Raw genomic sequence first — 25,321 nt, 5'->3', positions numbered from 1 at the left:
GATGGCCCACTTCACGGACCCCGCGGCACTCGGGCAACTGGCTCCCGCACCTGGCTCTGTGATGTACCAGGACATCGGTGACAGTTCTGCATCAGGACATCGGTGACAGTTGATGTATCGGGACATCGGTGACGGTTCTGGGCGTGGGACGGGTCGGCGCCAGCGGCCGGCGTTGCCGACGTAGGTCACGCCGGGTGCGGGGTGGTGGTGCTCGATGAGGATCTGCCCGTCCAGGTCGGTCACGATGATCCGGTTGCCGTTGCGAGTCACGCGGACGTGTTGGCGGGGGCGGCGGGAGTCGACCATGTAGGTGACGCCGTCGTAGCGCACCTTTCCGCAGGCGGTGAGCTGCTTGTCCTGCAGGTCGGGGTCCTCCCGCGGCGGCGTGGGCACGTGCGGGGCAGGGGGCGTGGTGCTGCCTTGGTGCCGGCGGTTGCTGACGTACTTGATGCCGGGCGCGGGGCGGGTGTGCTCGATGAGGATCTCGCCTTGAAGGTCTGCGACGGTGATCTTGTCGCCCTCGGTGACCACGATGACTTCCTGCCGGGCCAGGCGGCCGTTGACCTGGTACTGGACGCGTCCCAGGGACAGGCTGCCGTTGGCCTGCACGCGCTTGATCTGCGTGGTCGGCTCGGCGGGAGACGGCCGGGGCCGGGGCGGTCGCGGCTTGGTGGGCTTGTCGCCCATGCGGTGGCGGGTGGGGTCAGGGCGGGGCGCCTCGGCCTTCTCGGTCGCTTCCCACGCCGTCATGGGCGTGACGCGCCCGGGAAGCCCTTGATGGGGCCGCTCGGTGTTGTAGATGCGGTCGAACTCGTCGACCTGGGCCTGCAGGTCGGCGAGCGTGCCTGCCAGGGGCTGGGCGTCGAGGTAGCGGAACAGGGTCTGGTGGAAGCGTTCGTTCTTGCCCTGCGTGGTCGGCCTGTACGGCTTGCCCGTCATCGCCTTCACACCCAGCCGGGACACGTGCTCGACGAGCTGGCCGACGTACCCGCGCCGGGGCGGGTTCAGCGCGATCCCGTTGTCGCTCAGCAGCCGTTGGGGCACCCCGTGAGCGGCCACCGCCTTGTCGAACACCGCCATCGCCGCCTCGGCCGTCTCGCCCGCGGCCACCACCGAGGCCACGGCGTAGCGGGAGTGGTCGTCGATGAGCTGGAAGATCACGCACTTGCGCCCGCCGGCCAGGACGTACTCGGTCGCGTCCAGCTGCCAGCACGCGTTCGGGGCCGGGTAGACGAACCGCCGCCAGGCCGCCCGAGGCCGCTTCCTCGGCTCGAGCCGTGCGACCCCGGCCTCGCGAAAGACCCTGGAAAGCGCCGCAGTGGAGGGCACCGGGTCCAGGCCCATCGACTTCATCTTGTCGTGCACGCTGATCGGCCCGTGGTCGAGGCCGGACGCCTCGAGCGCCGCTCGCACAGCCACGGCCTGCGACTTGACCTCGTCGGACAGCGTCGTCGGACTCGACCTCGGCCGGCGCGACTTCGGCTCGAGTACCGCAGCCTGCCCCTCGGCCACCGCCCGCTTGCGCAGCTCGTAGAACGTCTTGCGCGAGATGCCCGCCTCCGAGCAGAACGTCGTGACCGCGCCCCGAGGCGCGTCGTCCGGCCACTGGGCTATCGCGAGACGGACACGAGGATCGACCGGGTCATGAGCTGCCATGCCCGAAGCCTCACGCCAGCAGAAGTGTCACCACCAAGAACCCTCGAAGCGTCACCGATGTCCTCATACAGAACTGTCACCGATGTCTTGATACATGACACTCCCGCACCTGGCTCCCGCAAGCGTCCGAACCGTCCGCATTTGCCACTTCACCTGCTGAAACACGCGCGGGCGTTTCGTGTGCGTGGACGGTTCAAACCGTCCGCGTCAAGATGTGCCACGGCTGAGTTGAGGCTCCAGCTACGGGGCATGACTGCCCTTACGCCGCGGCGGGCTCTGCGGCCGCAACCTGGCGCCGCAACCAGACGAGCAGATCCTCGGCCGCCTGCTCGCGCGCGCCTTCCGATGCGCCGAGGTGGTCGACGATGCCCCCTGCCGCCAGCGCCGCACGGTCGACAGCGAGGCCCAGCGCGCACCTCTGCTCGGCCCACCAGGTGACGAGCGCCGACGTCGCGGCGGTCGTCGTCGGGAAGAGGCCGAGGTCGGCGGCGTCGAGCGGGCACAGCGTCTCGCCGGCCTCGAGCCGTGCGGTCGCCCAGGTGTGCCAGTCGGCGCGGCAGCGGCGTAGGACGCGCTTGAGGTCGATGGGCGCTCCGGTTCGGGCGGCCTCGATCGCCTCGCGCAGGTCGGACCGCAGACCAGGGGACTGCGTGCGCAGCGCGGCGGTGAGGACCTGGTTCCAGGCGCCGGCACCGGCCTGCGTTTCGATGGCGAGGCGGAGGTGCTCGACGGCGGCGAGGAGGTCGGGGTCGAGGGTGCGCTTCTCGGCGAGGCCGTCGATGACGGGCGCGACCTTGAGCTTGCGGGCGGGCAGGTCGCGGGCGGCCTTGAGTCGGCGGTTGGCGAGGTTCCGCGCGACGCCGAACGCCCACCGGCGCTGCTGCTCGGCCGGGAGGTCGACCCACGCCTCCCGCCCCTTCCAAAGCACGACAGCGACGTCCCCGAGGACGTCGTCAGTCGCGGCGGCGACGTCGCCGAACTCGTCGCGCACGACGTACGCGCGCGAACCGGCGTACAGGCGGCGGTGGACGAACCCGCGCAGCTGCTCTTGCAGGTCGCGGATGCGCTCGCCGGTTTGGATGTCGGTGTTCATGCTTCCCCTCCGAAGACTGCTGGGTCGGTCTGGCGAAGGACGGCCAGGTGGCGGCGGGCGGTGGCCGCCGAGCTCGCGAGGCCGGCGTCGACGACGTCGGTCCCGCGCACCGGGAGCCCGGCGGGCACTCGGGAGGCGACCCAGGCGGCGAGGTCGGCGACCGGTCGGCGGACCGCAGGGGGCTGCGGGGACTCGGCGGGCCCTGCCCCGAAGGCACCGCTGCCGGGTCGCCGCGTCCTCGACGATGACCGGGAGCGCGGCGCGGTCGTCGTCGTGCGACGCCTCAATGGCGGCGCGGACCGCTGATGCGGTGAGGACGGCGGACGGGGGGACGTCGTCTGCCTCGACGTCGACCACGTCGAGGACCGTGCGCTGCTCCTCCTGGTCCGGAACCACAGCGCGTGCGACCTCCTCGCCGCGACGCACCGCGATGAGCACGAGCATGTGCGTGGTCAGCAGCAGGGACAGCGACGGGACCGAGGAGAACAGCGAGGCCACGGGCCGCGGCAGGCTCATGTGCCCCACCGGCACGGGCTCGGCGTGCAGGAAGTTGCCCGTCCAGCTCGCAGCCGCGAACACGACCAGCAGCACCCACGCATACCAGGTGCCGGCCGCGCCAAGGGCGCGGAACCGGAACGCGGCCCAGGTGCCGAAGAGGATGACGGTGTCGATCGTCAGCGGGAACATCCACGCCAGGCGCGGGCTGATGCCCGACGCGATACCGACCGCGCGCAGCGCCGTGAAGGACAGCGTGAACGCCATGACCGCAGCGACCGTGCACAGCAGCACGCCAGGCCACAGGGCGAACGCCAACCCGCGACCCCGTGTCACGACCGCCGCCCGGTCGACGCGCTGTTGCGGGCGAGGCCGAGCTCCTTGGCGATCTGGTCGAGGTGGTCGAGTGCGTCGCTCACGGCGGCTGCGGTCGCTGCGCGCACGGAGTCGGCGTAGCCCGGCTCGGTGACCCACTCGTCCGCGTTGACCACGTGGTCGAGCAGCGTGCGTGTCGTCGTGCGCAGCGTCGCGGCCTTGAGCGTGGCGTGTTCCAGCAGGATCTCCGAGCGCCGCCGGCGGACGGTCGGCGCGGCGTCGTCGTCGTCGTCGTTGACGGACGGGAGCATGACGACGATGCCGGGCGCCGGCAGGCGCCCAGCGGCTGACAGGTCGCGCTTGATCTCCCAGACCCTCGTCTGCGAGATCCCGAGCCGCAGCCCGATCTGCCGCTGCTTGAGACCGCGCGCGAGCATCGCGCGCACCTCCTCGATCAGGTGGTCGCCGGTCGCGCGCGCGTCAGCCACGGCGACCACCCACGATCACGGGCGCCCACGACCGCGTGCGCGCCGCGTGAGCGCGTGAGCGCTCCCCACCTCGCGCGCTCAAGAAGCGCGCGACGGCGGCGCGCACTGCGGGCGTGTCGTTCTCGTTGAGCGTCGCGCGCATGTACCCGACGGCGACGTCGTCGAACGGGCGGTTAACGAGCAGTTCGACGGCGACCCGCACCCGTTGCCGCGCCGCGTGCACGGCGGCGGCGTCCCTTGCCTCACGCTCGATCAGATCCACGACGGTTCCCCTCCCTTGGCTTTGGCCCTCACTGAGGGAAAGCCGGTTCAGGGGTCGTGGGGTAACAGGCGAACGGGTGCGAGTTGAGCCGAGGACCGCATCCGCGGAGGTCTGCGCGCGAGCGGCACAGGCCCTCGGCCGGGCGCCTGTGCTCACGGCGCGCGACCGCGGCGTCCCCACGACGACGGCCAAGCCGCCGGGCAACCGCCGGGGCAGCCCGCGCCGACGAGAAGCGGGCCAAACGACGTCGCTCGAGAGGCGAACCGTCGAGCTCGACACCGACACCAGCGTCGACGACGACCCCAGCGAACGAGATCGGCCGCCCACCCCGCCGCGCCCCCATCCAGCCGCCACGCCGCCGGCCGGGTGCCCCGAACGGCGGTGACGAACGCCCCTGTGGACGACGTCACTCAAACTCGTGACGCGCGTCTTGCACCCGTGGAGTCACTCGGCGTTCCGCCGGCTCAGCCCTCAGCCGTGACCGGGAGCGGGGTTCGCCGCCCGGCAGGCGATGAAGAGGCGTGACGTCAACCGCCCCGCTCCCGCTCCGACCCTGCGAGAACGTCCACTGCCATCGGCCGATCCCGCCGGCCCGCGGTCCACGCGCCCGGTACTGCTGCCGGGCGTGCAACAACGCTTTCTCGGCACGCAACTACGCCGCGCGGCTGCGAGGCGAGGCGGGGTGGTCGCCGCCGTCGCCTCGCGCGTGCGCGCACAGACCTCGTCTTCACGACGACGCTCGGCGCCGCGCTCGACGCCGCGAATGTCCGCCGCGCGTTCCGAACAGCTCTCAAGCAGGTGCCCTCGGTCAACCCAGCCGACTGGACTCCGCGGGAGCTGCGGCACTCGTTCGTCTCACTGATGTCCGCCGGCGGCGTAGCCGTCGAGCAGATCGCCCACGTCGTCGGGCACTCCGGCACCTCGGTCACCGAACGCATCTACCGCCACGAGCTCCGACCCGTCATCACCACTGGCGCGACGTTCATGAACGAGTTCGCCAGCATCGAGGTCGTGGGGCCCGACTGGCACATGGAACCCCTGTTCAAGTTCCCCGGCGAGCGCCCCGGTTCGGGGGGATAGGCCATCCGTACGGCCATCCGCGTCGCATTGGGGCCCACCAGACGAAGCGAAGGCCCTCCGGCGTTCAGCGTTTCCGCTGGCCAGAGGGCCTTTCTTCGGGTGGGCGATACTGGGTTCGAACCAGTGACCTCTTCGGTGTGAAGGGCAGTAACGCGATTAGCGACCTGGGGAAATGCGCGAGATTCCGGGCTTTGCCGTCGGTGACTGTCGGTCGCTGTTGGGGCCTGCGGGGATGCCGTAGATGCCCACTTAGGTGCCCAGGAGGGTCAGGCGTCGAGTGCGCGTGGCGGGTCGGCGTGCCCAGGCAGGAGGGCCAGGACTTCGACGATCACGCGTGCTCCGTCGCTGCCTCAAGCGATACCTCGCCCGGCAGATCTACCGCCTACTCAACGCCGCCGAGACCCTGCCAGCCCGGCTTGACGAACACAGAAGGATCCCTAAAAGCCACCGAGGACAGCCTCAGTGAACCCAACACCCACCAGAGCAATCAGACCCAACATCGCCACTATTAGCCCATTTCGTCGCCATCTCATTACTGCCACAAACTGAATGCAAACAATGCCAATTACGATCGCAGCAAACAGTCCTTCAACTAGAAACCCGGATACGGGCGCAGGCCCACGGGCCACGCCGGACAAATGCCAGGTCCAGTTGGGCCCGATCACCGCCGTGATGAGGAAGACCTGAGCACCAGCCAGTAGTGTGATCGCCGCGGTTCGGAATAGCTTCACGTACTTCACCGTTCCCTGCAAACTAGTACGATCGTCGAATCTTTCCGGCAAACGATGCCCACAGCGCGTATGCGGCACCGGCGTTAAAGGCTCCCCCGGCGCCCTTGGAGTTCCATCCTGAGCTGCCACCGCGGGCGTACACGTCGAGATAAAAGACTCCCTCGAGATCCCTTGATGCTGAACGTGATTAGATGTCCAGACCCCTCTGCATGGCCGGGCAGCGACTTGAATGTCCAGGAAGTCGAAGTGCTGCCAACAACCTTGACAGCTCCCGAAGACGAGCCCGGGACGAGCTGACAAGTTCTTCCGAGACTAATTCTGCAACCCCACGCATATACCGGGAATAGCCAGCCGAGATTGGCCTTGACCTTCGCCATCAGAGCGCTTGCGCTTAGGTTCTTGCTAACACTTCCGAAAAGCAATGCCTTTACGCCTGTGCACGAAAGGCCATACTGGTAGTGGTAGCCATAGGCGAGTCCCTGAAGATCGTAGCCATTCACCGGGTCTTGGGGGTAGGTGTAGGCGGTGGTGTTGCCGCCGGGGACGGGGTCGCGGGAGGTGAACTGGCCCGTGACGGCGTTGTAGAGACGGGCGCCCATGAGGACAAGGCCCGAGACGTCGGTGGCGCGTTGCTTGACGCCGAGCCACCCGTAGGCCAGAGCCCCGGTTTCGGGTCCGGTCGTCGCGCCGGCCTCGGGCCGGGTAGCGGTCCCGTCGACGCCGGCGCCGGCGGCCAGGTCGGTGGCCTGGTTGCCGTACTCGTCGTAGCAGGCCACCGCCCCGATGCCGGTCGCGTTCCCGGTCAAGGGCACGGCCACGGTGGTGACGGTGTCACCGTGCGGGTCGGCCAGGTCCAAGGACGCGGCCCCGTCGGTCACCGTGAACCCGAGATCACCCCCGATCGAGGACCCGTACACGCTGACCGACGCCGGGTTTGTCCCCGTGACGGACTGCGCCCAGGACGGGTTGTCCGACCCGTCCCCGTAACGGCGGGTGATCGTCGTCGAGGTAGTCACGTTCGTCGTGGTGGACGCCGAGCGCCGCCCGGCAGGGTCCAGGGTGAAGGTGGTCTTGACCCCGTCCTGGGTGATGGACGCGGCGGCGTCGGTGTCGTAGTAGCCGACCGTGGCGTTCCCGGCCGTCGGCGACCCGCCCGAGCCAACCGCCGCCGCGTTCGCGGGCGTGTCGATCGCGGGTAAAGCTGTGGCGCGACCCATAGCGTCGAATCCGTACGCCCCGCCCGTCGTCGTGGTCGGCCCGGTCTGAACGGTGGTGCCGTCGGTCTCGTCGCGGGTCCAGGCGGTGGTGGTCACGCTCGCGCCTTTTGTCAGCCGGTCGGCCGCGTCATACGCCGACGACCAGTCCTTGGTCACCTGCAGGGTCTGGCCGGTGGCGCAGTCCCCTCCGTAGGTGCCGGTGGACAGTTTCGTGCGGTTGCCGTCGTCGTCGAACGTGTACGCGCGGGTCTGGCACACGTCGTTGCGGACGTCGGCCACGGTGACCAGGCGCCCGGCGTTGTCGTACCCGTAGGACAGGCTCCGCCCAATCGCGGCCCCTTCGGTCCCGGCGTTCGTCGACACGTGCGTGGTGCGGCCCTCAGCATCGGCCGTCAGCGACCATGCCAGCAGTGGCACGTGGGCGCTGCCGGCAACCGTGCCCTGATAGCTGAGCGTGAGCATCTGCCCATCACTCGAGTAGGTGTTTTCTTGGAACACCCCAGCCGGCAGCGTCTGGGTGACCAGGTCACCAAGCCCGTTCCACGTCGCGGCGTACGTGTAGGTCTTGGCGCCCGTCACAATGGCCTGCGAGATCACGTTGCCTGATGCGTTGTAGGTGTACTCCACGGCTGACTTGGAGTCGGTCACCCTCTTGACCGAACCCGCCCCCGCCTCACCCGAGGGAACGTATACCGTGTTGGTTATCTCGTTGTTGGCGTCGCGGTACTCGGTGGCCCGACCCCAGGCGTCGAACAAACTGGTGATCCGACCAGTCTCGGCGTTCGTGTCCGGGTTGTGGCTAAGGGCATAGTCGACAAGCCCGTCGCCGTTGTAGTGCGTGAAGGTGTCGTCCACGGCGCTCGAGCCGGTCAGCCCTTCGACAGTCGTCTGCGACAAGATTGGACGACCCGCTGCGTCAATTGTGGTCGCCGTTGTCCGCGTAGTGGCACCAGCGACGTCCTGGGTCTCGGCGGCGCTCAACCACAACGAGTACTTCGTGGTGACCCGCGTGGGAACATTCGTGCCGCTCTCGGCAGGCGCAGTCTGGCATACCAGACCTGCCCACTCGACATGGTTGCGGCAGCCCTCGGTTGACGCCGACCCGTCAGCTGTATAGTAAGTGGTGATCAATGTGCCTGCATCGGTGCCGGTCGACTTCGGCCCAACCGTCTTGATCGTGCGGCCCTCACTATCGAACTGGCTCCGAATCCTGACACCCGCATCGGTGCCAAAGTCGGTGACGGTAGTGGAGACCGTGGCGGCCCCGATCACCCAGCCGGACGTCTCGCCCATGGTTGACGCATCGTCGATCGGGTCGTACCCACTGAGGCGGCGTGACAACACCGTCTCACCCCCGTCGGCGGTGGTGCCGTCCAATGCGTCGACCTGAGTGCGTGTGACCGTGGTGGGGAGCCCCCAGGCCAGGCCGCTGGTCGGGTTGACCTTCTGATTCGGAGAACTTTCGTCATAGTCGGTGTGGGTGTGCACCCGGACCTTGACACGGTCTTCGCCGACGTCGGTGAACGGCGCCCAGATGTCGGTCACGCGGGTTCCTGACGGAACGATCACTGTGCCGACGGGGACGGTGCCAGCACCGTTCGGGCCGTCAGCTACCGCGGTGGAGAGGATGTCGGAGTCGTTGTACGCCGTGAGGGTCGCGTACGAGTCCAGCGCGACCTGAGCCAGGGCGCTCGCCCCGCCTGCCGCGAGGATCCCGCCGATGCCACGCGCGTCCAGCGACTTGATGACGTGGTTTGTCGGTGCAGTGGCCGACCCGCGAACTTCGTCGTCGTACACGGTTCGCGTGAACTGCCAGTCGCCCTCGCTCGAGGACGCGGTGTTGATCACTCGGCCGTTGGCGTCGGTGTACTGCAACTCCGCCAGCGCCCAGTCGCCTACGCCGACCGATCCGGGCAGAGACGTGGCGACCGGGTGATCGGGGCCGAACACGGCCGCGCCGTACACGGGCACGTCGTCCTGCCCCCACCGGCCCACACCCACAGCCGGGTCGACCGCGCCGTCGGCGAGCGTGGCGACCCGCATGTCCGGCAGGCCGGAGACCAGCGCAGCCGGATTGATTCCGTACACCACCCGAGCGAGCTGCGCGGTCCCCCCGGCGGGGTCAGGGCGGGACACCGCCTGTAGACCGTGCGCGTCCAGGGTCGCCCCGTCACTTCCGGTGACCGCCCCGTAGGCCAGGGTGTAGGACGCCTGCCCGAGCGTGGGCTGGTAGCCAGTCAGCAGCGGCTGGCCGGAGGTCGAGGTCCCCGAGTAGGAGTACCGGCGCGCAATGCCGCTGCGCGGGTCGGTGACCTGCTTGAGGTAGCCGGCCGCGTCGTACAGGTAAGTGGCCACCGGGACAGTCGCCATAGCGCCGAGCACCGGGAGCCCATTGGCGTCTTTGGTGCCAGTGTCCTTGTCCGGATCCCACGCGATGTAGTCGATGCTCGCAACCCGTCCGGCGTAGGCACCCTCGGCAGAACTCGTGGCCGTCGTCGTGTTCGCGTAATTGACGGTAAGGGCGCGGCACCCCTTGACCAGGGTGGTGCACGAGACCGCGGGCGTGCCGTCAGCCTTCGCGGGCACAGCGCCGAGGATCTGCGTCACCCGGCCGGTCTTGGAGTCGTGCATGTACATGGTCGACGAGGCCGAGGCCGGCTGGGTCACCTCGGTGGCAAGCCATGTGTCGGCGGTCTTGTCGTTGTTGGTGTCCGACCACGCGAAAACCGTCTTGACCCCGGCCGCGTCCGTGTAGGTCATCGAGGTTTGGCTGGCCGCGATGATCAGGACACCGCCAGCATCCTTGGTGTCCTGGTCGGCCGCGGTATACGTGCCCTTCTTGCGAAGCACGTGTCCGGCGCCCGGCTGGCGGAACGTCAGCGTGTCCCCGGCGTCGTCGAACAGGACGAGCGTGCCGTCCCAGCCGGACTCGTCATCGACGCTCCAGCCGGCCACCCCCAAGTCGTCGCCGTCAAACGACGCCGACCAGCCCGGCCCGAACACCGGATCGGTCTCCGGTGCGGCCAGCGAGGAATAGGTGCGCGAGACGCTCAGCGAACCCGCATACGCCGGCACCGACACGTCCGTGTCGGACGTCTGGAAATCACCGGTCCACAACGCCACCTGTCCTGGCCCGGCCTCGGCTGTCGGGAAGTCGTCTCCGAACGCGTGCGGCACCCGCGTCACGGTCGGCTTCACCGACTCCTTCGAGCTGTTCCACGTGCAGCGCGTGATGCCAGTGGAGTAGGTGAAGCAGACCTGGACCGCAAGTCGCACCGGAACACGGCTGTAGTCCACGGCGGGGTGCAGCTCGGGCTTCGCCTTCATCGCGTCGACGACCGACGCCGCCGACCACGCCTTCTTGTACGACAGGGCCGTCGAGCCAGCCGCGAAGGTCTGCGTTGAGTTGTCGATCGCGGTCCACCCGGTCGTCGAACCGTTCGCCGTGCCGTCCCCGGGCGCTGCCGTGCCGTCCGACACCCGCCAGTACGCCGTGGCGGTCACCGGTCCCGCGGCGTCCGGCGGCCCCGAGGCGGTGGTCGTGAACTGGTCGGTCGACTTGCGCCCGTCGGCCGGGCCGCTCAGCGTCGCCCCGCCCGCCCCGAAGCTGAACGTCTGGGTGACCGACGGCCAGCCCGCCTTGTCGACCGCCTGTACCTGCAGCTTGTGCGCCCCGCCGGTCGGTGCCCACGACAACGTGGTCGACGTCGTCCCCGGGTTCAGCACCGTCCAGGCGGCGTCGGAGTCCTTCTTGTACTGGAACTTGACCACGTCGGACGAGGTCGACTTGAGCGTAAAGGTGTTGCTCGTCGGAGCCGTCGGCTTCCACTCTCCCGAGGTGTAGGCCGACGCCGTGACCGTCGGTGTCGCGGGCGGGGTCAGGTCCACGATGAAGGTCCACAACTTCCGCGACGCCGTGGACAGCAACGTCCCGTCGTTCGCCCACACCTCGGCGGTGTAGGTGGCCCCGTCCACGAGCGGTGCCCAGCTGGTCGACGGCGTCGCGGTCGACGTCCCGCCCGAGGCGACCATCGTGCCGTTCATGTTGCTCCAGAACGCCGTCCCGGCCGTCGTGGTCCCGGAATGGACGGTCCAGGTCGCGCGGACGTCGCCGCCGTCCGGGTCGGTGACCGGCTGGAACAGCTTCGGGCGGACGTTCTTGACATACAACGTGCCCGACGTGTCCGGGTACCACGTGTGGTAGGAGATGTTCCCGCCGCTGCCGGGCGTGTTCGGGTACGAGTTGTAGGTCACCCACACCGACGGGACATACGACCCGTTGTTCGCCGAGTAGAACTTCTTCCACCCGTATGAGTCGGTCTCCGACGTGGCCCGCAACCCGATGGTGATCTGCGGGTCAGACGCGGCAGCCGCCGCATCGAACGCCGACGTCAGGGTCGCGTTGCTCCACCCAGCCGCACACGATGACGAGTACCCCTTGGCATCGGTGATCGACGCCAGCTTCGAACCGATCACGGCCGGCTGGTTGGACCACCGGCTCGCGGTCGAGATCCCACCGGTGTGGTAGACGTCCCATTGCCTGGCCGTGCAGGAGTAGGAGTGGAACGCCCATACCTCCATCGTCGCCAGGGTGACCTTCTTGCCCGCGATCTGCGTGGTCGGGAAGTTGATGAACGGGCGCGCGATCGAGGTTCCCCCGTTATAGGTGCCCATCTGCATGTACGTCTGACCGGACGTGTCCGAGCTGATGTCGTTCTGGACGTACAGGTCCAGGCCGTAGTTCAGGTTGACCTTCGGGTCGATCACGACCGGGAACGTGGTGTCCGGGTCGTCCACCAGATGCGCCACCCCGTCCAGAACGACCTGCGCCGTGGTCGGGGTGGTGACCGTGACCGCCTCCCCCAGGGTGGTCGCCAACGACAGCGGGTCGGCCTCCAATGGGTCCAGCCCAGCCTGCGCTCCCTGCGGCTCAGGGCCTGCCGGTTCGGCCTTGGCATTGTGGTTCGGCGTATCACCCTGCAGGACGTCCACGTCCGGCAGCGGCGCCATGCGCGGGGTGTCCTCGGTGATGAGCGCGGGCGCCTCGAGCAGGCTGTCCGGACGGTGGGCCTCGACCGTGGCATCCCACGCCAGCGGGGTGTCTGAGCTGGCGATCTCCGTGCCCTTGGCGTCCCTGATGCTCAGACCGCCATCACGGGTCTCCGCGGCCGTGGCGCCCTCGGTCACGATGATCAACGGGTCGGCGACTGCCGCCCGTGCCGCGACGGCGTCATGCGCGACGAAGAACTGCTCGAAGCCCGTCGCGGTCGCCTCGACCACCAGGTCCAGCCCCGGGCTCACCTCCGTGTACGTGGCGCGACGCCCCGCAAGCTCCGGTGCGGGCAGGTCCCGATCCCACAACAAGCCCGCCGCCGCATCGCTGCTACCGGGATCGACAACCGCGATCGAGGTGGCGGACCGGTCCCCGGCCGGCGCGTCCGGTGCCGTCGTCCCGGCCAGCTCGAGACCCGTGGTCGCGGCGACCGGACGAACAACACCATCACCCCCCATGACCAGGGTGAGGTCGATCTGCTCCCAATCCTCGGTCCGGGTGCCGTCACCACCCCGACGCACCCACACCGGACCCAACGCCTGCTGGGACGTCCACTGACCGTCAGGTAGCGCGAACACCGAGCCGAACTCGGTCCGCTGCGACAGGTCCTCCACCGCCCTGCCAGACAAACGCGCATTGATCGCCGCCGACAACGAGTCCGGCGCCGTCAGATCACCCGGTGGCTCCTCCACCGCGCCCGCGCCGCCCGCGCCGGACGCAACTGACGAGGAAGCGTTCGCAGGCACCATGAACCCAGTCAGAAGAACCGCAACCGACGTCCCGGCCGCAGCCAGCACAGCCCGTCGTGACCAGCGACCCGGCACACCCACAAGCGACACCAATGCACGCACAGCGCACTCCCACCCGAGGGCCCGGCACGAGACCGGGGCAGCAGCCGCCTCCACGACGAAGCCGACACCAGCGCCAACCCGCCACACCGCGGTTCACACCGGCGTCCGGAACCTAACCAGGTGGCTCACAGCGCGCAGCGAGCTGGCGCTGAACGATCCATCCGGGCACTTCCCGTGCACTCGGACGGTGCTCCCGCACTCGCTCGAACGCGGTCATACCCACGACCTTTGCGGCATCACGCGGCGACTTCCCGTGGCAACCTCGTCCTGAGCTCACGCTCCTTCGCGCGGTGATTGCATTGACGTCCCGGTGACCGCTTCGGCCAGCGCTGCCAACCCCCGTCTCCTGCGGCATGGTCGACATCCTCAGTACCCGGGGTATTGCGGCCCCACCTGAATCGCCCCGGGTTCGGTGGAGGCTCTCAAGCCAGAACGGATGAGAGTCATGGCTGCACCGAAGATGTACAGCGACGAGTTGCGTGAGCAGGCCACACCCACCCCGAACGGATGTGTGCACACGACGACGCCTGTCGCGGTCAGACCTTCTGTAAGCGTCGCCGCGCGTGGCGGCGGGTCTTCGTGGAAGCACCGGGTTCCTTCCATGGTGCGCTGAGCCTATGGCTCGGCCCCTCCCTGCGCGTCCTGTCCGCCAGTGCCTCGCGGCGTAAAGAGTCGGTGCTGCCGCAGCCGCTTCCGGCGGCGTCGTACTGGCCGGCGGTCAAGTCTCCGACGGTGCTCGGTCATGAGTCCCGCTCCAAGACCTCGGCACGCATCTGCACGGACCGGGTGACCGTCGTGGTTGCTCAGGGCGATCATCTACGCGCAGGATGTCCGGGATGTCAACGATGGGTTAGCGGCGTCGGCCGAAGCGAGCACTCTCGAGCGAGTCGTGCTCGTGCCACCCGGAAGACGCCGAGAGCGGCTTCATCCTTCGGCGCGACCCGCGGGCCGTGGCCGAGGTCGTCACCTCGACGCCCGACGGCGTAGCCCGCGCCTGGCTGCGGCACCGCGACGACGAGCGCACCCGCACCACCCTCCCCGACCTCGCCGGCTCCCTGGCGCCACGACGACGACCACGACCCCCCGAGGAGACTGTCGACGTCAGCTGTTCGGGCTGCCGGTCGTCATCACCGACTTGTGCCCTGACGGCCCACCACGCGCGCGGGATGGACGTCGTAGACGACCGCCGCGTTGCCCTAGTGTCTGACGCGTGACGCAGAACGGACTGCGCCCGGTAGGCGACCGGGTTCTCGTGTACACCCGCGAACCGCAGGGCCCCTACACGGACGCGCTGAGCAACAGCATCCACCTCGCGCTGAGCGAGGGCGGCGGCCCTTTCGAGCCCCTCAACCGGAACTACGGGATCCTGTTCGCCGAGGCCACGCTGAGCCCACGCGACACCATCCAGGACAAGGGCCTCAAGAACCCCTCCCTGTTCCGGACCGCGGACGGCGGCTTCGGGCTGCTCGCCGTGCGCACGACGCCGCTCGGCGCCGACGACGAGGAGTGCCGCGGCTGCGTCCTGCTGTGGACCTCCCCCGACCTGACGACGTTCACGTCGCACGGGCTGCTGCGGCTGCACGACTCCGTGCACGTCCTCGAGGCGACGTGCCGCTACGACGACGCCTCGGGTTCCTACGCATTCCACTGGCGTGGCGCCGACGGGAACACCTACGCGAACGACGTCGTCGACCTCGCCGCCGGCGAGACCACCGCGCCCCGGCCAGCGCCGGAGCTCCGGGACGTCACCGTGGACCACGGGCTGGAGGGCGTGCGGGCGGGGAACGTGCTCGCCGTCGAGCCTTCGGTGGCGCAGGCTCTCCGTGCCCGCTGGACGCCGCTGACGCACACCGCGACTACGGTGCCGCAGTCCGTCGTCGCCTCGTCCCCCGAGGACCTGGAGCAGGTGCTGGCGACGGCCGTCTACTCGGACGGGTCGACGCACGAGAAGCAGGTCGTCTGGGACGCGGCGGCGGTCGACTGGTCGGCGCCGGGGACCTACCGGGTGCCGGGCAAGGTCCAGACTCCGACGTACCCGTTCCCGCTGGCCCGTGGCTTCGCCGACCCGGTGATCCTGCGATGGGAGGGCCGCTACTACTTCATCGCCACGAATGACAACGTCGATGACATCGGGCTCTACCTCAGGCAGTCCGACACCATCAAGGGTCTGTTCGCCGAGGGGTACCGCGAGTCGGTCATCCTCGACCGGGACGGGGAAAGGGGCCTCGTCCAGACGTTCTGGGCGCCCGAGCTCCACCTGATCGGCGACGACCTCTACATCCTGTTCGCCGTCAGCGGCACCGCCTGGGGGCCGCAGTGCCACATGATGCGCCTCAAGCAGGGCCACGACCTCATGCGGGCCGAGAGCTGGGAGGCCCCCGTCCGCGTCCGGCGCGCGGACGGGTCGTTCCTCGGCGACGCCGACCGCGCCGCCATCACGCTGGACATGACCTGGTTCACGGCCGACGGCCGCTGCTTCCTGCTCTGGTCGAGCCGCAGCGGGATCAACTCGGAGACGGACACGGGTTCGATGATCCACATCGCCGAGACCGCGGGGGACGACCCCACCCGCCTCGTCAGCGAGCCCGTGCTCCTGACCCGGCCACTCTTCGGCTGGGAGAACCTGCACGGGACGATCAACAACGAGGGCCCGTACCCGCTCCTGACCGACGACACCGTCTACATCGCGTACTCCGCCGGCGCGGCGCGCGGCTACACCTACTCGATCGGCATGCTGAGCATCCCCCGGGGCAGCGACTACCTCGACGCGTCGGCGTGGGCCAAGGCGACCACGCCGGCCGTCAGCTACATGTCGATCGAGGGGCTCTACGGAGCCGGGCATAACTCGTTCTTCACCGACGTCGACGGCAGCACCTGGATCTGCTACCACGCCGTAGCCACGCCCGTCGAGCACGACGTCGTCTCCTGCGCGATGCACCGCGTGCACCTCGGCGCTGACGGCGCCCCCGTCCTCGACCTGGACGCCGGGCGTGACCTCCGGGCCGACCTGGCGGACGTGCAGGTCGACGTCGTCGTCCGAGCCTGACACCTGCAAGCCCGAAGCCCCGAAGCCTCCTGTCCCGTCCGAAGTGTCGGGCGACTCCCCTGACCTGCGGGAGCATTCGTTTCGGTAGCAACGTTCGCGCTTGGTGGTCGAGGGGTTGCGCCCTACATGCACGCCGTAGTCGCGCAGGAGCAGAGCCAGCCGCCGCCCGGTGAGCCCTTCGCCGGCCGAGCGGGACTCGGGCAGGGCGAGCGGTGCGGCAAGGGACTGCCCCACGATCAGTTGACTCCTTACCCGCGGTGCCGTGAGGTGCCCGCTTGAAGGATGCTGCTGTGCCCAAGCCCTATCCCGCCGAGTTCCGCAACGACGTGATCGCGGTCGCCCGCCAGGGTGGCTCGATCGCTCAGATCGCGAAGGACTTCGGTATCACCGAGTCGAGCCTGCGCCGCTGGCTCGCCGCGGACGATGTCGAGAACGGCACCAAGCCCGGTGTCACGAAGGCGGAGTCTGCCGAGCTGCGGGAGCTCAAGCGAAGGAACCGTCAGCTCGAGCAGGAGAACGAAATCCTGCGCCGGGCGGCGTCGTACTTCGCCAAGGAGATCTCCCCAAAATGACGTACCCGCTGGTCGGTGACCTGGCCGCGGACGGGATCCCCGTCGCGGTGACCTGCCGGGTGCTCGGGTTCTCCAAGCAGGCCTACTACAAGTGGAAAGCCCGCCCGGTCACGCCCGCGGACCTCGACCGCGCCTATCTGATCAACGCCGCGATCGACGTCCACGCCGACGACCCCGAGTTCGGGTACCGGTTCATCGCCGACGAGCTCGTCGATTCCGGCCTGAGCGTGTCACCGAACACGGTCTGGTCTCTGTGCCGTGAGGCGGGCCTGGTCGCGTCGTTCCACACGCGCCGCGGCACGGGCAAGAAGCCGGGCCCGCCCGTGCACGACGACCGCGTCCAACGCGACTTCACCGCGCCCGGCCCGAACAGGTTGTGGCTCACGGACATCGAGCGCCACGAGGCGCCTTGGAACCTTGCGGTGATGGAAGGGCACCGCTCTCGGTCCGTCGCAGCGGGCTGAGGTAGCTGGAGGACGATCGTCGCGGTCGGCATGGGCCGCGGTGCTGGAGCAGTCCTCGACAACGACGGGGCGTGCCAGCACTGCCAGATGGTGCGTGCCCGGCTAGCGAGACGGACAGGCATACGAACAGGAACCAGTGGCTGAAAGCCCCTCAATCCAGACCACCGACTCCAACCTGGCGGATGTGGGTCGGGTCGCATCGCGCACCCGCCCGGGGCCTCGTGGCCCTGGTCGGGGAACTCTCTTGCTGGGTGATGTCGCCGGCGGGGAGGCCACGGTGAAGGTCTGCGGCGTAGCCGTGGCGATGGTGCAGGGGCATAACTGGGTGCCGATCCCGTCGAGGGGTTCGAAGGTGAACGTGGGAACCGTCCCGGTCCCGCCGGGCGTGCGCCGCAGCCAGCGGCGGACGGACCGGCTGGGCGCATGGCCTGCCGAACGGGCCGGGGCGGGGCGGAGGACCCGTAGTAGTCCGAGGGCGGGAGAGCCGCCCGCATGGCGAAGGGGTCCAGCGTGATCAGCAGCGGTACGAGCACGAAGGGAGACGCGCCGGTGAATACCGATGTCTCGCGTCAGACTATGTGGCAGGGCCCGTTGCTTGCGGGCCTGACCTGTGAGGAGTCTGATCGTTCATGGCAAGACCACCAGCCGTTCCGGCTGAGGAGAAGACGAGGATCGTGTTATCGGTCCTGGCCGGCGAGGTCACCGTCGCCGAGGCGGCCCGGCGGGCGAAGGTGTCCGAGCAGTCCGTGGGGAACTGGAAGCGCCAGTTCCTGGAGGCCGGCAAGACGGGCCTCGCCGCGGGCAAGTCCGGCCCCTCGACGCGTGAGCAGCAGCTGGAGGCCGAGGTCGCCGAGCTGACCGCGGCCCTCGGCGAGGCGCACCTGGAGGTCCGGGTGTGGAAGAAGTCGGCGGAGGGCCGCCTGGGCCCTTCGAGGACCTCGAGGTGATCCGTCTGGAGGCGGGCATGCCGACCACGAGGTTCTGCTCCGTGATCGGCATGCCCGAACGGTCGTGGCGGCGCTGGCAGGCCCGCGCCCGCACCGGAGCACCGACGAAGGGGCCGTGGCCGCGCCCGGCCCGGCAGCACGTGCGTGAGGCCGCCCGGCGGCACGCGTTGGCGCATCCGGCGTGGGGGCACCGCAAGGTGTGGGCCCTGTGCCGCTACGAGGGTCACACCGCGTCGCAGGCGTCTGTGCTACGGCTGCTGCGCGACGAGGGTCTGATCCTGCCCGCCGCCTACCAGCGCGAACGCCGCCAGCTCGCCGCGGCGCGCAAGGCCGCGTTCGCGGTCACGCCGACCGGCCCGAACCAGGTCTGGCAGCTCGACTTCAGTGAGTTCGAGACGACGACGGGCGGCACGTGGCGGCTGGCCGGGTGTCGTGACTACTGGTCGAAGTACGAGCACCCGTGGCACACGTCGCCGACCGCGAACCAGCACGACGCGATCGCCGCGATCGAGCTCGCGCTGGCCGACCACGAGCAGATGTTCGGCCGCCCGCTGATCGAGGCCTGCGCCCGTGACGAGGCCGGGAACGTGATCCCGGCAGTGACCGTCGTGACGGACAACGGCGGGCCGTTCCGCTCGTTCCGGTTCGAGGCGTTCATTACCTCCCACCCCGAGCTGCGGCACGTGCGCACCCGGGTGCGCACGCCCGGGCAGAACGGGTCACGCGAACGCGGGTTCGGCTCGCTGAAGTACGAACGGCTCTACCTCGAAGAGATCGACGACGTCCTGCGGCTGGTCGCCCACGCCGACGACAACCGCGCCGAGTACAACACGGTCCGCCCGCACGAGGCGATCGCCTGGAACCGACCCCTGGAGGTGCACCTGGGCCTGGCCGACCCCACCACCCCCAACTTTGAGAACACGCAAGTTCTGCCAGCTGCTTGACGCGAGACAAACCTGACCAAAGGGCCACCGGATGTACCCGTACATCACGGTGTCGATGCTCGTCGGAGTCCGCACCGAGGAGATGCGCGCCCTGAGGTGGGATCACGTCAGCCTCGACGCGACGCCGCCCGCCATCAACGTCTGGCGATCGGTGCGCAAGTCCGGGGACACGAAGACCAAGAAGTCACGGCGCACCTTGGCCATCCCCGACCTCGCGGCACAGGCGCTGCGTCGTCGGCTCCGCGAGCAGGAAGCCGACCGGATCGCGGCCGGCAGCGAGTGGAAGCAGACCGGGTACGTCTTCACGACGTCCGTCGGGACCCCACTCGACGCCGCGAACGTTCGACGTGCGTTCCGATCGGCGCTCAAGCTGGTCCCCTCGGTCGACCCGAAGGACTGGACTCCGCGCGAGCTGCGGCACTCGTTCGTGTCGCTCATGTCCGCCGGGGGCGCCGCGGTCGAGCACATCGCCCACGTCGTCGGGCACTCCGACACCTCGACGACAGAGCGCATCTACCGCCACGAGCTGCGGCCCCTCATCCGTGAAGGAGCGACGTTCATGAACCAGTTCGCCAGCGTCGAGGAGATCGGCCCCGACTGGCACATGGACCCACTCTTCAACCTCCCGGGTGACGGGAACCGCTCAGGAGATCCGCCTCCGCCGGAACACAACTGATCAGCGGCTTCCCCGACCGCCCGGTCGTCCCACACAAGGATGGCTGGGCGATGTCGTGCCCGGCCGCCGCACACGGAACCAGAAGCAGCGCCAGCAACACCGCGGACCGCGCCAGCAAGTCCGCCGCCGTGCGTCTAGGGCCGCGCACGGTCGCATCGGTAAGCCAGCAGTAGCGCCAGCAGAGGCATCTTGGGCCTCCCGAGGCAAAGCAAAAGGCCCCCTGGTCCAAGCGTTTCCGCTGGCCAGAGGGCCTTTTCTCGGGTGGGCGATACTGGGTTCGAACCAGTGACCTCTTCGGTGTGAACGAAGCGCGCTACCACTGCGCCAATCGCCCGAGTGCGTGCCTGACAGTAGCAAGGATCCCGCCGAGCCTCCAAACCCGATCCCGCGATGCGCCACCGCACGACACCCAGCCCCGCGCAAAGCCCCGCAGGTCAGGGGTCGATCCGCTCCCGCATCCGCCGCTCGAACACCTCCCGGGCGGCCATGGTCAGTGGCCCAGCCGTCACCGCAACCCCGTCCAGCCACGTCACCGGCTGCACGTTGCGCCCGGAAGAAGTCACCGCAAGGTGCGCGCGCCCCGCCGCGACGTCGTCGAGCACCGCGAAGGGAAGCTCGCCGGGCAGCGCCTCGCGCACGGGCAACCCCTCCTCAGCCCCCCACTCCAACAGCAGCTCACGCGTGATGCCGGCCAGGCACCCCGTCGCCAGCGACGGCGTCAGCAGCTCGCCCCCGAGCTCGACGACGACGTTCGAGCCGGTCCCCTCGCACAGCTCCCCCACCGTGTTGGCGAGCAGCGCCTCGTCGCCGCCCTTAGCCACGGCGTCCGCGAGCGCCACCACGTTCTCGGCGTACGACGTCGTCTTGAGCCCCGCCACGGCGGACCGCTCGTTGCGCACCCAGGGCGAGCGCACGGACCGCGACTCGGGCCGCATGGCCGAGGCGACGGCGGCGACGATCACGGTCTCGGGTGCGTCCCCGCGCCCGCTCCCGAGGGGCCCGACGCCGGACGTCACGGTGATGCGCAGCCGCCCCTCGATGGCGCCGGTCTCCCCGAGCACGGCGGAGATCCCCTCGAGGGTTCGCGCCTCGACGTCGGGCCCGGGCACGAGCCCCAGTCCCCGCAACGAGCGGTCGAGCCGCCTCAGGTGCCGCGTGAGCGCGAACACCTGCCCTCCCACCAGCGTGCACGTCTCGAACGCGCCGTCCCCCACGGTGACTCCGTGGTCGACCGCACTCAGCGCGCGCTCCGACTCCCCGACCAGCTTCCCGTCGACCCAGACGACCGTGTCCATCCAGCCAGTCTGCCGGACGCCTCAGCGCCGGTACACCAGGTGCGTGACGTCGGGGGTCCAGCGCCCGCTCACGGCTCTCAAGGCGATCGGCCCGACGCCGTCGAACAGCCGCACGCCGTTGCTGAGACCGGCGACGTAGGGCACGACGTGCAGGCGCAGCTCGTCGATCTCGCCGAGGGTCAGGTACTCGTTGACGGTGAAGGCGCCGCCGGCGATCGACACGCGCCCGTCGCCGGCCACCTCCCGCGCCCGCGACAGCGCCTGGGCCGGGCCCTCCGTGACGAAGTGGAACGTGGTCCCGGTCAGCTCGATCGGCTCGTGGGGGTGATGCGTGAGCACGAACACCGGCGCGCGGTACGGCGGCTCGGTCCCCCACCAGCCGATCCAGTCGTCCGGCCAGGGGCCGGCGGCCTTAGGCGAGAACATGTTGCGGCCCATGACGTAGGCGTCCGCTCCGACGATCGCGTCGTGCTCCGCCTGGTGGTTCGCGACGTTCTCGAGGTGCCACGCGTGCAGGGTCATGGTGTCGATCTCCCCGAAGGGCCGCTCGAGCGTCTGCAAGGGCCCGGCGGAGTAGCCGTCGACGCTGATGGCGATGTCGCACGTGACGATGCTCATGCCCGGTCCGACGACGCCGCCCGCCCCGACTCATCGGCGGGCGGCCCGCTCGCGAGCCCGATCAGCCGCTCGGCCTTGAGCTCCGTCTCGTGCCACTCCGCCTCGGGGTCGCTCCCCCAGGTGATGCCCGCGCCCGTGCCGAAGCGCAGCGTCCCGTCCCCGGAGCCGTCGCCGCGCTCCCACCAGAACGTGCGGATCCCGACGGCGAGCTCGGCCCGCCCGGCGTCGCCGTCCACCCACCCGACCGCCCCGCAGTACGGCCCGCGCGCCGCGGGCTCGAGCGCTGCGATGATGCGGAGCGCCGACGACTTGGGCGCCCCCGACACCGACCCGGGCGGGAACGTCGCGCCCAGCACCTGCCCCCAGAGGTCGGGCGCGACGGCGACGTCGTCGGTCAGCACGCCGCGCACGCGCGAGACCAGGTGCACCAGGCCGGGGTGCTGCTCGACGGCGAGCAGGTCGATCACGTCGACGGTCCCCGCCCGGCACACGCGCTGCAGGTCGTTGCGCACCAGGTCGGTGATCATGACGTTCTCGGCGCGGTCCTTGGCGGTGAGGCCGCCCGGTGTGCGCGCGGTCCCCTTGATGGGCCCGGAGGTCAGCACGCCGCCGTCGAGCGACAGGTACAGCTCCGGCGACGCCGACACCACCCACACCGGCTCGACGTCGCCGCCCGCCGGCACGTGGATCGCCGCGGCGTGGGGCGCGGGATTGCCCGCGCCCAGGATCACCGCGAGCGCCTCGGCGTCGGGCTCGGCACCGTCGTCGGCCACGGGCAGCGGCGCGGCGAGCACGCGGCAGACGTTGGCCTGGTAGACGTCGCCCTCCAGCACGTGCTCGCGCACGCGTGCCACCGCGGCCTCGTAGCCGGCCTGGTCGAGCGAGGTGCGCCAGGCGTCCGACGGCGGTCCTGCCCACCGCCGTCGGTGCGCACGGCGGTCCGGAGCGGCGTCGTCGTCCGAGACGTGGGCGAACCGCCATGCGCGCGCCCGCCCGGGCCTGCCGGTGGACCCGCCGCCGAGGTCGGCCTCGAAGTCCGCGACGACGAACCACAGCCCGGACCGCAGCCGCTCGGGCTCGCGGGCGACGTCGACGCACTCCAGGGCGTCGGTGGCGACGCGGCCGGCGAATCGGGCCCAGGACGGCGTGGCTGGCACGACACGAACGCTACTGATCACCTGACGTTCACCGGCGATTGGACGACCTCGGCGGAAGTCAACTAGTGTTCGGTACGCGCCGGACGCCCGGGGGTTCACCCCGAACGCACCGGCCGCGCGGATGTGGCTCAGTTGGTAGAGCATCACCTTGCCAAGGTGAGGGTCGCGGGTTCGAATCCCGTCATCCGCTCGGAGGCCCACTCTCTGCACCTTCAGGGAGAGCACGTCTCAAGGTGGGTTGGCCGAGAGGCGAGGCAGCGGCCTGCAAAGCCGTACACACGGGTTCGAATCCCGTACCCACCTCGCGTCCTGAGCGATCAGGTACGGGCGATTGGCGCAGCGGTAGCGCGCTTCCCTGACACGGAAGAGGTCACTGGTTCGATCCCAGTATCGCCCACCACACATGAAGCCCCGGTTCCTCGAACCGGGGCTTTCTGTTGCCCGCTCAGCCGTCCGTCCGCCGCCCGACGCTGGCGCACGAGGTTTGCTCGCCCTGGCGCCCGGCGCAGGTCACACCAGTGTGATTGGACCGCGGGGCCACTCGTGAACTAATGTTCCACAGGCGCCGAAAGCCGGGGAGCGATCCCCGAGACATCGGCTCTGCGGATGTGGCTCAGTTGGTAGAGCATCACCTTGCCAAGGTGAGGGTCGCGGGTTCGAATCCCGTCATCCGCTCTCGGTTCGCCTTCGAATCAGTCCACGGACCTTCAGGGCAGGCCTTCGGGCGATTGGCGCAGCGGTAGCGCGCTTCCCTGACACGGAAGAGGTCACTGGTTCGATCCCAGTATCGCCCACGAGCGTGACGAGAGGCCCCGGACCATGCGGTCCGGGGCCTCTCACATCTGTCGGCTCGCCTGGCGCAGCTCACCCGCGCGCCCGACGCGACGCCTTGTCGTTCGCCTTGCCGATCGCGTCGACCAGCTCGGCCTTGGTCATCGTCGACCGCCCGTGCACGTCGAGCTTCTTCGCCACCTTGTACAGGTGCTCCTTGCTCGCGTTGGCGTCCACTCCCCCGGCGGTCGTGCGCCGGCCACCGGCGGTCTGCTTGTCCGAGGGGCCGGAGCGACCCTTCGGCTGCCACCGGTCGCCGACCTTCTCGTGGGTTTGCTTCACCGCCGCCCATGCCACCTTGTGGGCGCGCTCCTCGTCGTGGTACTGGTCCATCGCGGAGTCGTGCGCCTCGGCAAAGGTGCGCTGCGCCTTCTTGTCCGACCGCTTCAGGGTGTCCGGTAGCTCGCTCTGGCGCGGCTCGCCGCTCCTCGTCGTCTTGGGCATCGTCAACTCCCTTCCTCTCGCAATTCCACCGTCGCGCTGCCCCAGCCAGCTCGCAGCGCGTAGCGTCGGAGCCATGTGCCGCAACATCACGACCCTGCGAGGCCTGCAGCCGCCGGCGAGCGACGAGGAGATCCGAGCCGCGGCGGAGCAGTTCGTGCGCAAGGTGACCGGGGTGCAGACCAGCGCCGCCGCCGCCGCGCGCGAGCCGTGCGAACGGGCCACCGAGCAGATCGCCGCCATCGTCGACGCACTTCTCGCCGAGCTGCCCGAGCGCAAGGTGCCGCCCAAGAATCTGCCACCGCTGCGCCGCGAGGAGGTCCAGGCGCGCATCGCCGCCCGGCTGCGCGAGCGCGAGGAGCACGAGCGGATGCACGAGCTCGGCATCGCGCACACCCACTGACCGCGAGCGAACGTGAGCGGTCACGCCGCCGTCCCGGCACGCGCAGCAGCCAGCGGCCGTTAGGCTCTCCGACCGTGGATCCTCACGAGCCGGCAGTCTCCGCGAGCATGCACCGGGCCAAGGCCGCGGCCCGGGCCTCCCATGTGACCGTGGGCGACCTGCGCCGGCGCCCCGACGGCGGTGTCGAGATCGACTGCTCGTGCGGCATGGTGCTCACGAACGGTCCCGAGTGGTCGCTCGACGAGCACATCCGCCTGCACCGCGCCGAGGCCCGCTACCTCGCCGTGAGCGAGGTCGCACCCGCTGGGATGCCGCGCCTCATCCCCGTCGCGGCGGACCGCCGCCCGCGGTAGCGCTCAGAGCTCCTCCGGGTCGTCCCACGAGTGCCCGCTCGAGTCGCCCTCGATCGGGTGCAGCTCCACGGCGGACAACGACGTCGGGGCCTTGCTCGCGTCCCCGCCGGAGCGCGGGTCGGCGTCGGGCTCGCGATCGGGCTGGCGCAGTGCGATGCGGCCAGAGGAGGCGATGGACTCCTCCAGGCGGCGACGGGCGCGCCGCTGGGTCTCGTCGTCCACGGTGCCGGACTGAGGCTGGGTGCTCATACCGCCCATTGTGGTCCAAGAAGAGGGTCGTCGTCGCGTGCCCCGCACGGACGCCGCGCCGCGCCCCGCCGCGCGGCTACCGTG

At 69.7% G+C, this 25,321-nt stretch carries 16 protein-coding genes, 6 tRNA genes and 2 pseudogenes; 13 read left to right on the top strand and 11 right to left on the bottom strand.

The genetic code is table 11. The features are described from left to right. Positions 1–378: 378 nt before the first annotated feature. The 4 genes and pseudogenes from ACO4JP_RS08930 to ACO4JP_RS08915 all read right to left on the bottom strand — a co-directional run. A pseudogene (locus tag ACO4JP_RS08930) lies at positions 379–1,656 on the bottom strand (integrase core domain-containing protein); the annotation flags it as partial. A gap of 259 nt (positions 1,657–1,915) precedes the next feature. Further along, positions 1,916–3,562: a DUF2637 domain-containing protein gene (locus ACO4JP_RS08925; RefSeq protein ID WP_425957016.1), complete on the bottom strand. Its 1,647-nt coding sequence runs from the start codon at positions 3,560–3,562 to the stop codon at positions 1,916–1,918. Between the two features lie 14 nt (positions 3,563–3,576). Further along, on the bottom strand, positions 3,577–4,047 hold the full coding sequence (locus ACO4JP_RS08920; RefSeq protein ID WP_425957015.1) for a hypothetical protein: 471 nt from the start codon (positions 4,045–4,047) through the stop codon (positions 3,577–3,579). Continuing rightward, entirely contained in the window at positions 4,040–4,309 is a 270-nt protein-coding gene (locus ACO4JP_RS08915; protein WP_425957014.1) for a hypothetical protein, read from the bottom strand. The genes ACO4JP_RS08920 and ACO4JP_RS08915 overlap by 8 nt, the downstream gene beginning before the upstream one ends. Before the next feature lie 573 nt (positions 4,310–4,882). Between ACO4JP_RS08915 and ACO4JP_RS08910 the strand changes: the two genes are divergently transcribed. Then, on the top strand, positions 4,883–5,389 hold the full coding sequence (locus ACO4JP_RS08910; RefSeq protein ID WP_425957078.1) for a tyrosine-type recombinase/integrase: 507 nt from the start codon (positions 4,883–4,885) through the stop codon (positions 5,387–5,389). 814 nt (positions 5,390–6,203) lie between these two features. Here the strand turns inward: ACO4JP_RS08910 and ACO4JP_RS08905 are convergent. Continuing rightward, positions 6,204–13,139 (bottom strand): DUF6531 domain-containing protein, encoded by a 6,936-nt coding sequence (locus ACO4JP_RS08905; RefSeq protein ID WP_425957013.1) that lies wholly within the window; start codon positions 13,137–13,139, stop codon positions 6,204–6,206. A gap of 1,312 nt (positions 13,140–14,451) precedes the next feature. On the opposite strand from ACO4JP_RS08905, the gene ACO4JP_RS08900 reads away from it, so the two are divergent. The 5 genes and pseudogenes from ACO4JP_RS08900 (at position 14,452) to ACO4JP_RS08880 (ending at position 19,890) form a co-directional block, all read left to right on the top strand. Then, positions 14,452–16,287, top strand: coding sequence for a family 43 glycosylhydrolase (locus ACO4JP_RS08900; RefSeq protein WP_425957012.1), 1,836 nt, complete (start codon positions 14,452–14,454; stop codon positions 16,285–16,287). A gap of 290 nt (positions 16,288–16,577) precedes the next feature. Further along, positions 16,578–17,260 (top strand): annotated as a pseudogene (locus ACO4JP_RS08895) (transposase); the annotation flags it as partial. A gap of 692 nt (positions 17,261–17,952) precedes the next feature. After that, positions 17,953–18,270 (top strand): transposase, encoded by a 318-nt coding sequence (locus ACO4JP_RS08890; RefSeq protein ID WP_425957011.1) that lies wholly within the window; start codon positions 17,953–17,955, stop codon positions 18,268–18,270. Further along, complete coding sequence (locus ACO4JP_RS08885) at positions 18,267–19,214, top strand: transposase (protein WP_425957010.1); 948 nt, start codon at positions 18,267–18,269, stop codon at positions 19,212–19,214. The genes ACO4JP_RS08890 and ACO4JP_RS08885 overlap by 4 nt, the downstream gene beginning before the upstream one ends. A gap of 31 nt (positions 19,215–19,245) precedes the next feature. Continuing rightward, the gene (locus ACO4JP_RS08880; RefSeq protein WP_425957009.1) at positions 19,246–19,890 is read left to right on the top strand and encodes a site-specific integrase; all 645 of its coding nucleotides are present in this window, start codon (positions 19,246–19,248) and stop codon (positions 19,888–19,890) included. Between the two features lie 262 nt (positions 19,891–20,152). Here ACO4JP_RS08880 and ACO4JP_RS08875 read toward each other — a convergent pair. The 4 genes from ACO4JP_RS08875 to ACO4JP_RS08860 form a co-directional block, all read right to left on the bottom strand. After that, positions 20,153–20,224: transfer RNA gene (locus tag ACO4JP_RS08875), tRNA-Val, on the bottom strand. A gap of 100 nt (positions 20,225–20,324) precedes the next feature. Beyond that, complete coding sequence (locus tag ACO4JP_RS08870; protein WP_425957008.1) at positions 20,325–21,185, bottom strand: aminotransferase class IV; 861 nt, start codon at positions 21,183–21,185, stop codon at positions 20,325–20,327. Between the two features lie 21 nt (positions 21,186–21,206). Next, positions 21,207–21,803 (bottom strand): dihydrofolate reductase family protein, encoded by a 597-nt coding sequence (locus tag ACO4JP_RS08865; protein WP_425957007.1) that lies wholly within the window; start codon positions 21,801–21,803, stop codon positions 21,207–21,209. Further along, on the bottom strand, positions 21,800–22,960 hold the full coding sequence (locus ACO4JP_RS08860) for a chorismate-binding protein (protein ID WP_425957006.1): 1,161 nt from the start codon (positions 22,958–22,960) through the stop codon (positions 21,800–21,802). The genes ACO4JP_RS08865 and ACO4JP_RS08860 overlap by 4 nt, the downstream gene beginning before the upstream one ends. 117 nt (positions 22,961–23,077) lie before the next feature. On the opposite strand from ACO4JP_RS08860, the gene ACO4JP_RS08855 reads away from it, so the two are divergent. The 5 genes from ACO4JP_RS08855 (at position 23,078) to ACO4JP_RS08835 (ending at position 23,754) form a co-directional block, all read left to right on the top strand. Then, positions 23,078–23,150: transfer RNA gene (locus tag ACO4JP_RS08855), tRNA-Gly, on the top strand. A gap of 42 nt (positions 23,151–23,192) precedes the next feature. Then, positions 23,193–23,263: transfer RNA gene (locus ACO4JP_RS08850), tRNA-Cys, on the top strand. Positions 23,264–23,285: 22 nt separating this feature from the next. Continuing rightward, a tRNA-Val gene (locus ACO4JP_RS08845) sits at positions 23,286–23,360 on the top strand. A gap of 202 nt (positions 23,361–23,562) precedes the next feature. After that, positions 23,563–23,635 (top strand) — tRNA-Gly (locus tag ACO4JP_RS08840). Between the two features lie 47 nt (positions 23,636–23,682). Continuing rightward, positions 23,683–23,754 (top strand) — tRNA-Val (locus ACO4JP_RS08835). 70 nt (positions 23,755–23,824) lie between these two features. Here ACO4JP_RS08835 and ACO4JP_RS08830 read toward each other — a convergent pair. Further along, the gene (locus ACO4JP_RS08830; RefSeq protein ID WP_425957005.1) at positions 23,825–24,235 is read right to left on the bottom strand and encodes a ChaB family protein; all 411 of its coding nucleotides are present in this window, start codon (positions 24,233–24,235) and stop codon (positions 23,825–23,827) included. Positions 24,236–24,308: 73 nt separating this feature from the next. On the opposite strand from ACO4JP_RS08830, the gene ACO4JP_RS08825 reads away from it, so the two are divergent. Together ACO4JP_RS08825 and ACO4JP_RS08820 are read left to right on the top strand one after the other, a co-directional pair. Then, positions 24,309–24,635 carry a DUF2277 domain-containing protein gene (locus tag ACO4JP_RS08825; protein ID WP_425957004.1) on the top strand — a complete coding sequence of 109 codons (327 nt, stop codon included), beginning with the start codon at positions 24,309–24,311 and terminating at the stop codon, positions 24,633–24,635. A 74-nt stretch (positions 24,636–24,709) separates the two neighbouring features. Continuing rightward, positions 24,710–24,988 carry a hypothetical protein gene (locus ACO4JP_RS08820; RefSeq protein ID WP_425957003.1) on the top strand — a complete coding sequence of 93 codons (279 nt, stop codon included), beginning with the start codon at positions 24,710–24,712 and terminating at the stop codon, positions 24,986–24,988. A 3-nt stretch (positions 24,989–24,991) separates the two neighbouring features. Here the strand turns inward: ACO4JP_RS08820 and ACO4JP_RS08815 are convergent, their stop codons facing one another. Continuing rightward, positions 24,992–25,237, bottom strand: a complete 246-nt coding sequence (locus ACO4JP_RS08815; RefSeq protein WP_425957002.1) for a hypothetical protein — start codon at positions 25,235–25,237, stop codon at positions 24,992–24,994. Between the last annotated feature and the right edge of the window lie 84 nt (positions 25,238–25,321).

The sequence above is a fragment of the Xylanimonas sp. McL0601 genome (genome assembly GCF_049852175.1).
Classification (GTDB): domain Bacteria; phylum Actinomycetota; class Actinomycetes; order Actinomycetales; family Cellulomonadaceae; genus Xylanimonas.
The sequence above is the reverse complement of the archived record's forward strand: the minus strand, read 5'-3'. Positions and strand labels throughout refer to the sequence as shown.

What these genes read in the sequence shown, in the direction of transcription:
- ACO4JP_RS08870 (WP_425957008.1), bottom strand. Translation starts at nt 21,185, where the DNA reads ATGGACACGGTCGTCTGGGTCGACGGGAAGCTGGTCGGGGAGTCGGAG.
- ACO4JP_RS08825 (WP_425957004.1), top strand. Translation starts at nt 24,309, where the DNA reads ATGTGCCGCAACATCACGACCCTGCGAGGCCTGCAGCCGCCGGCGAGC.
- ACO4JP_RS08815 (WP_425957002.1), bottom strand. Translation starts at nt 25,237, where the DNA reads ATGAGCACCCAGCCTCAGTCCGGCACCGTGGACGACGAGACCCAGCGG.
- ACO4JP_RS08890 (WP_425957011.1), top strand. Translation starts at nt 17,953, where the DNA reads ATGGCAAGACCACCAGCCGTTCCGGCTGAGGAGAAGACGAGGATCGTG.
- ACO4JP_RS08905 (WP_425957013.1), bottom strand. Translation starts at nt 13,139, where the DNA reads ATGGTGCCTGCGAACGCTTCCTCGTCAGTTGCGTCCGGCGCGGGCGGC.
- ACO4JP_RS08865 (WP_425957007.1), bottom strand. Translation starts at nt 21,803, where the DNA reads ATGAGCATCGTCACGTGCGACATCGCCATCAGCGTCGACGGCTACTCC.
- ACO4JP_RS08880 (WP_425957009.1), top strand. Translation starts at nt 19,246, where the DNA reads ATGTACCCGTACATCACGGTGTCGATGCTCGTCGGAGTCCGCACCGAG.
- ACO4JP_RS08830 (WP_425957005.1), bottom strand. Translation starts at nt 24,235, where the DNA reads ATGCCCAAGACGACGAGGAGCGGCGAGCCGCGCCAGAGCGAGCTACCG.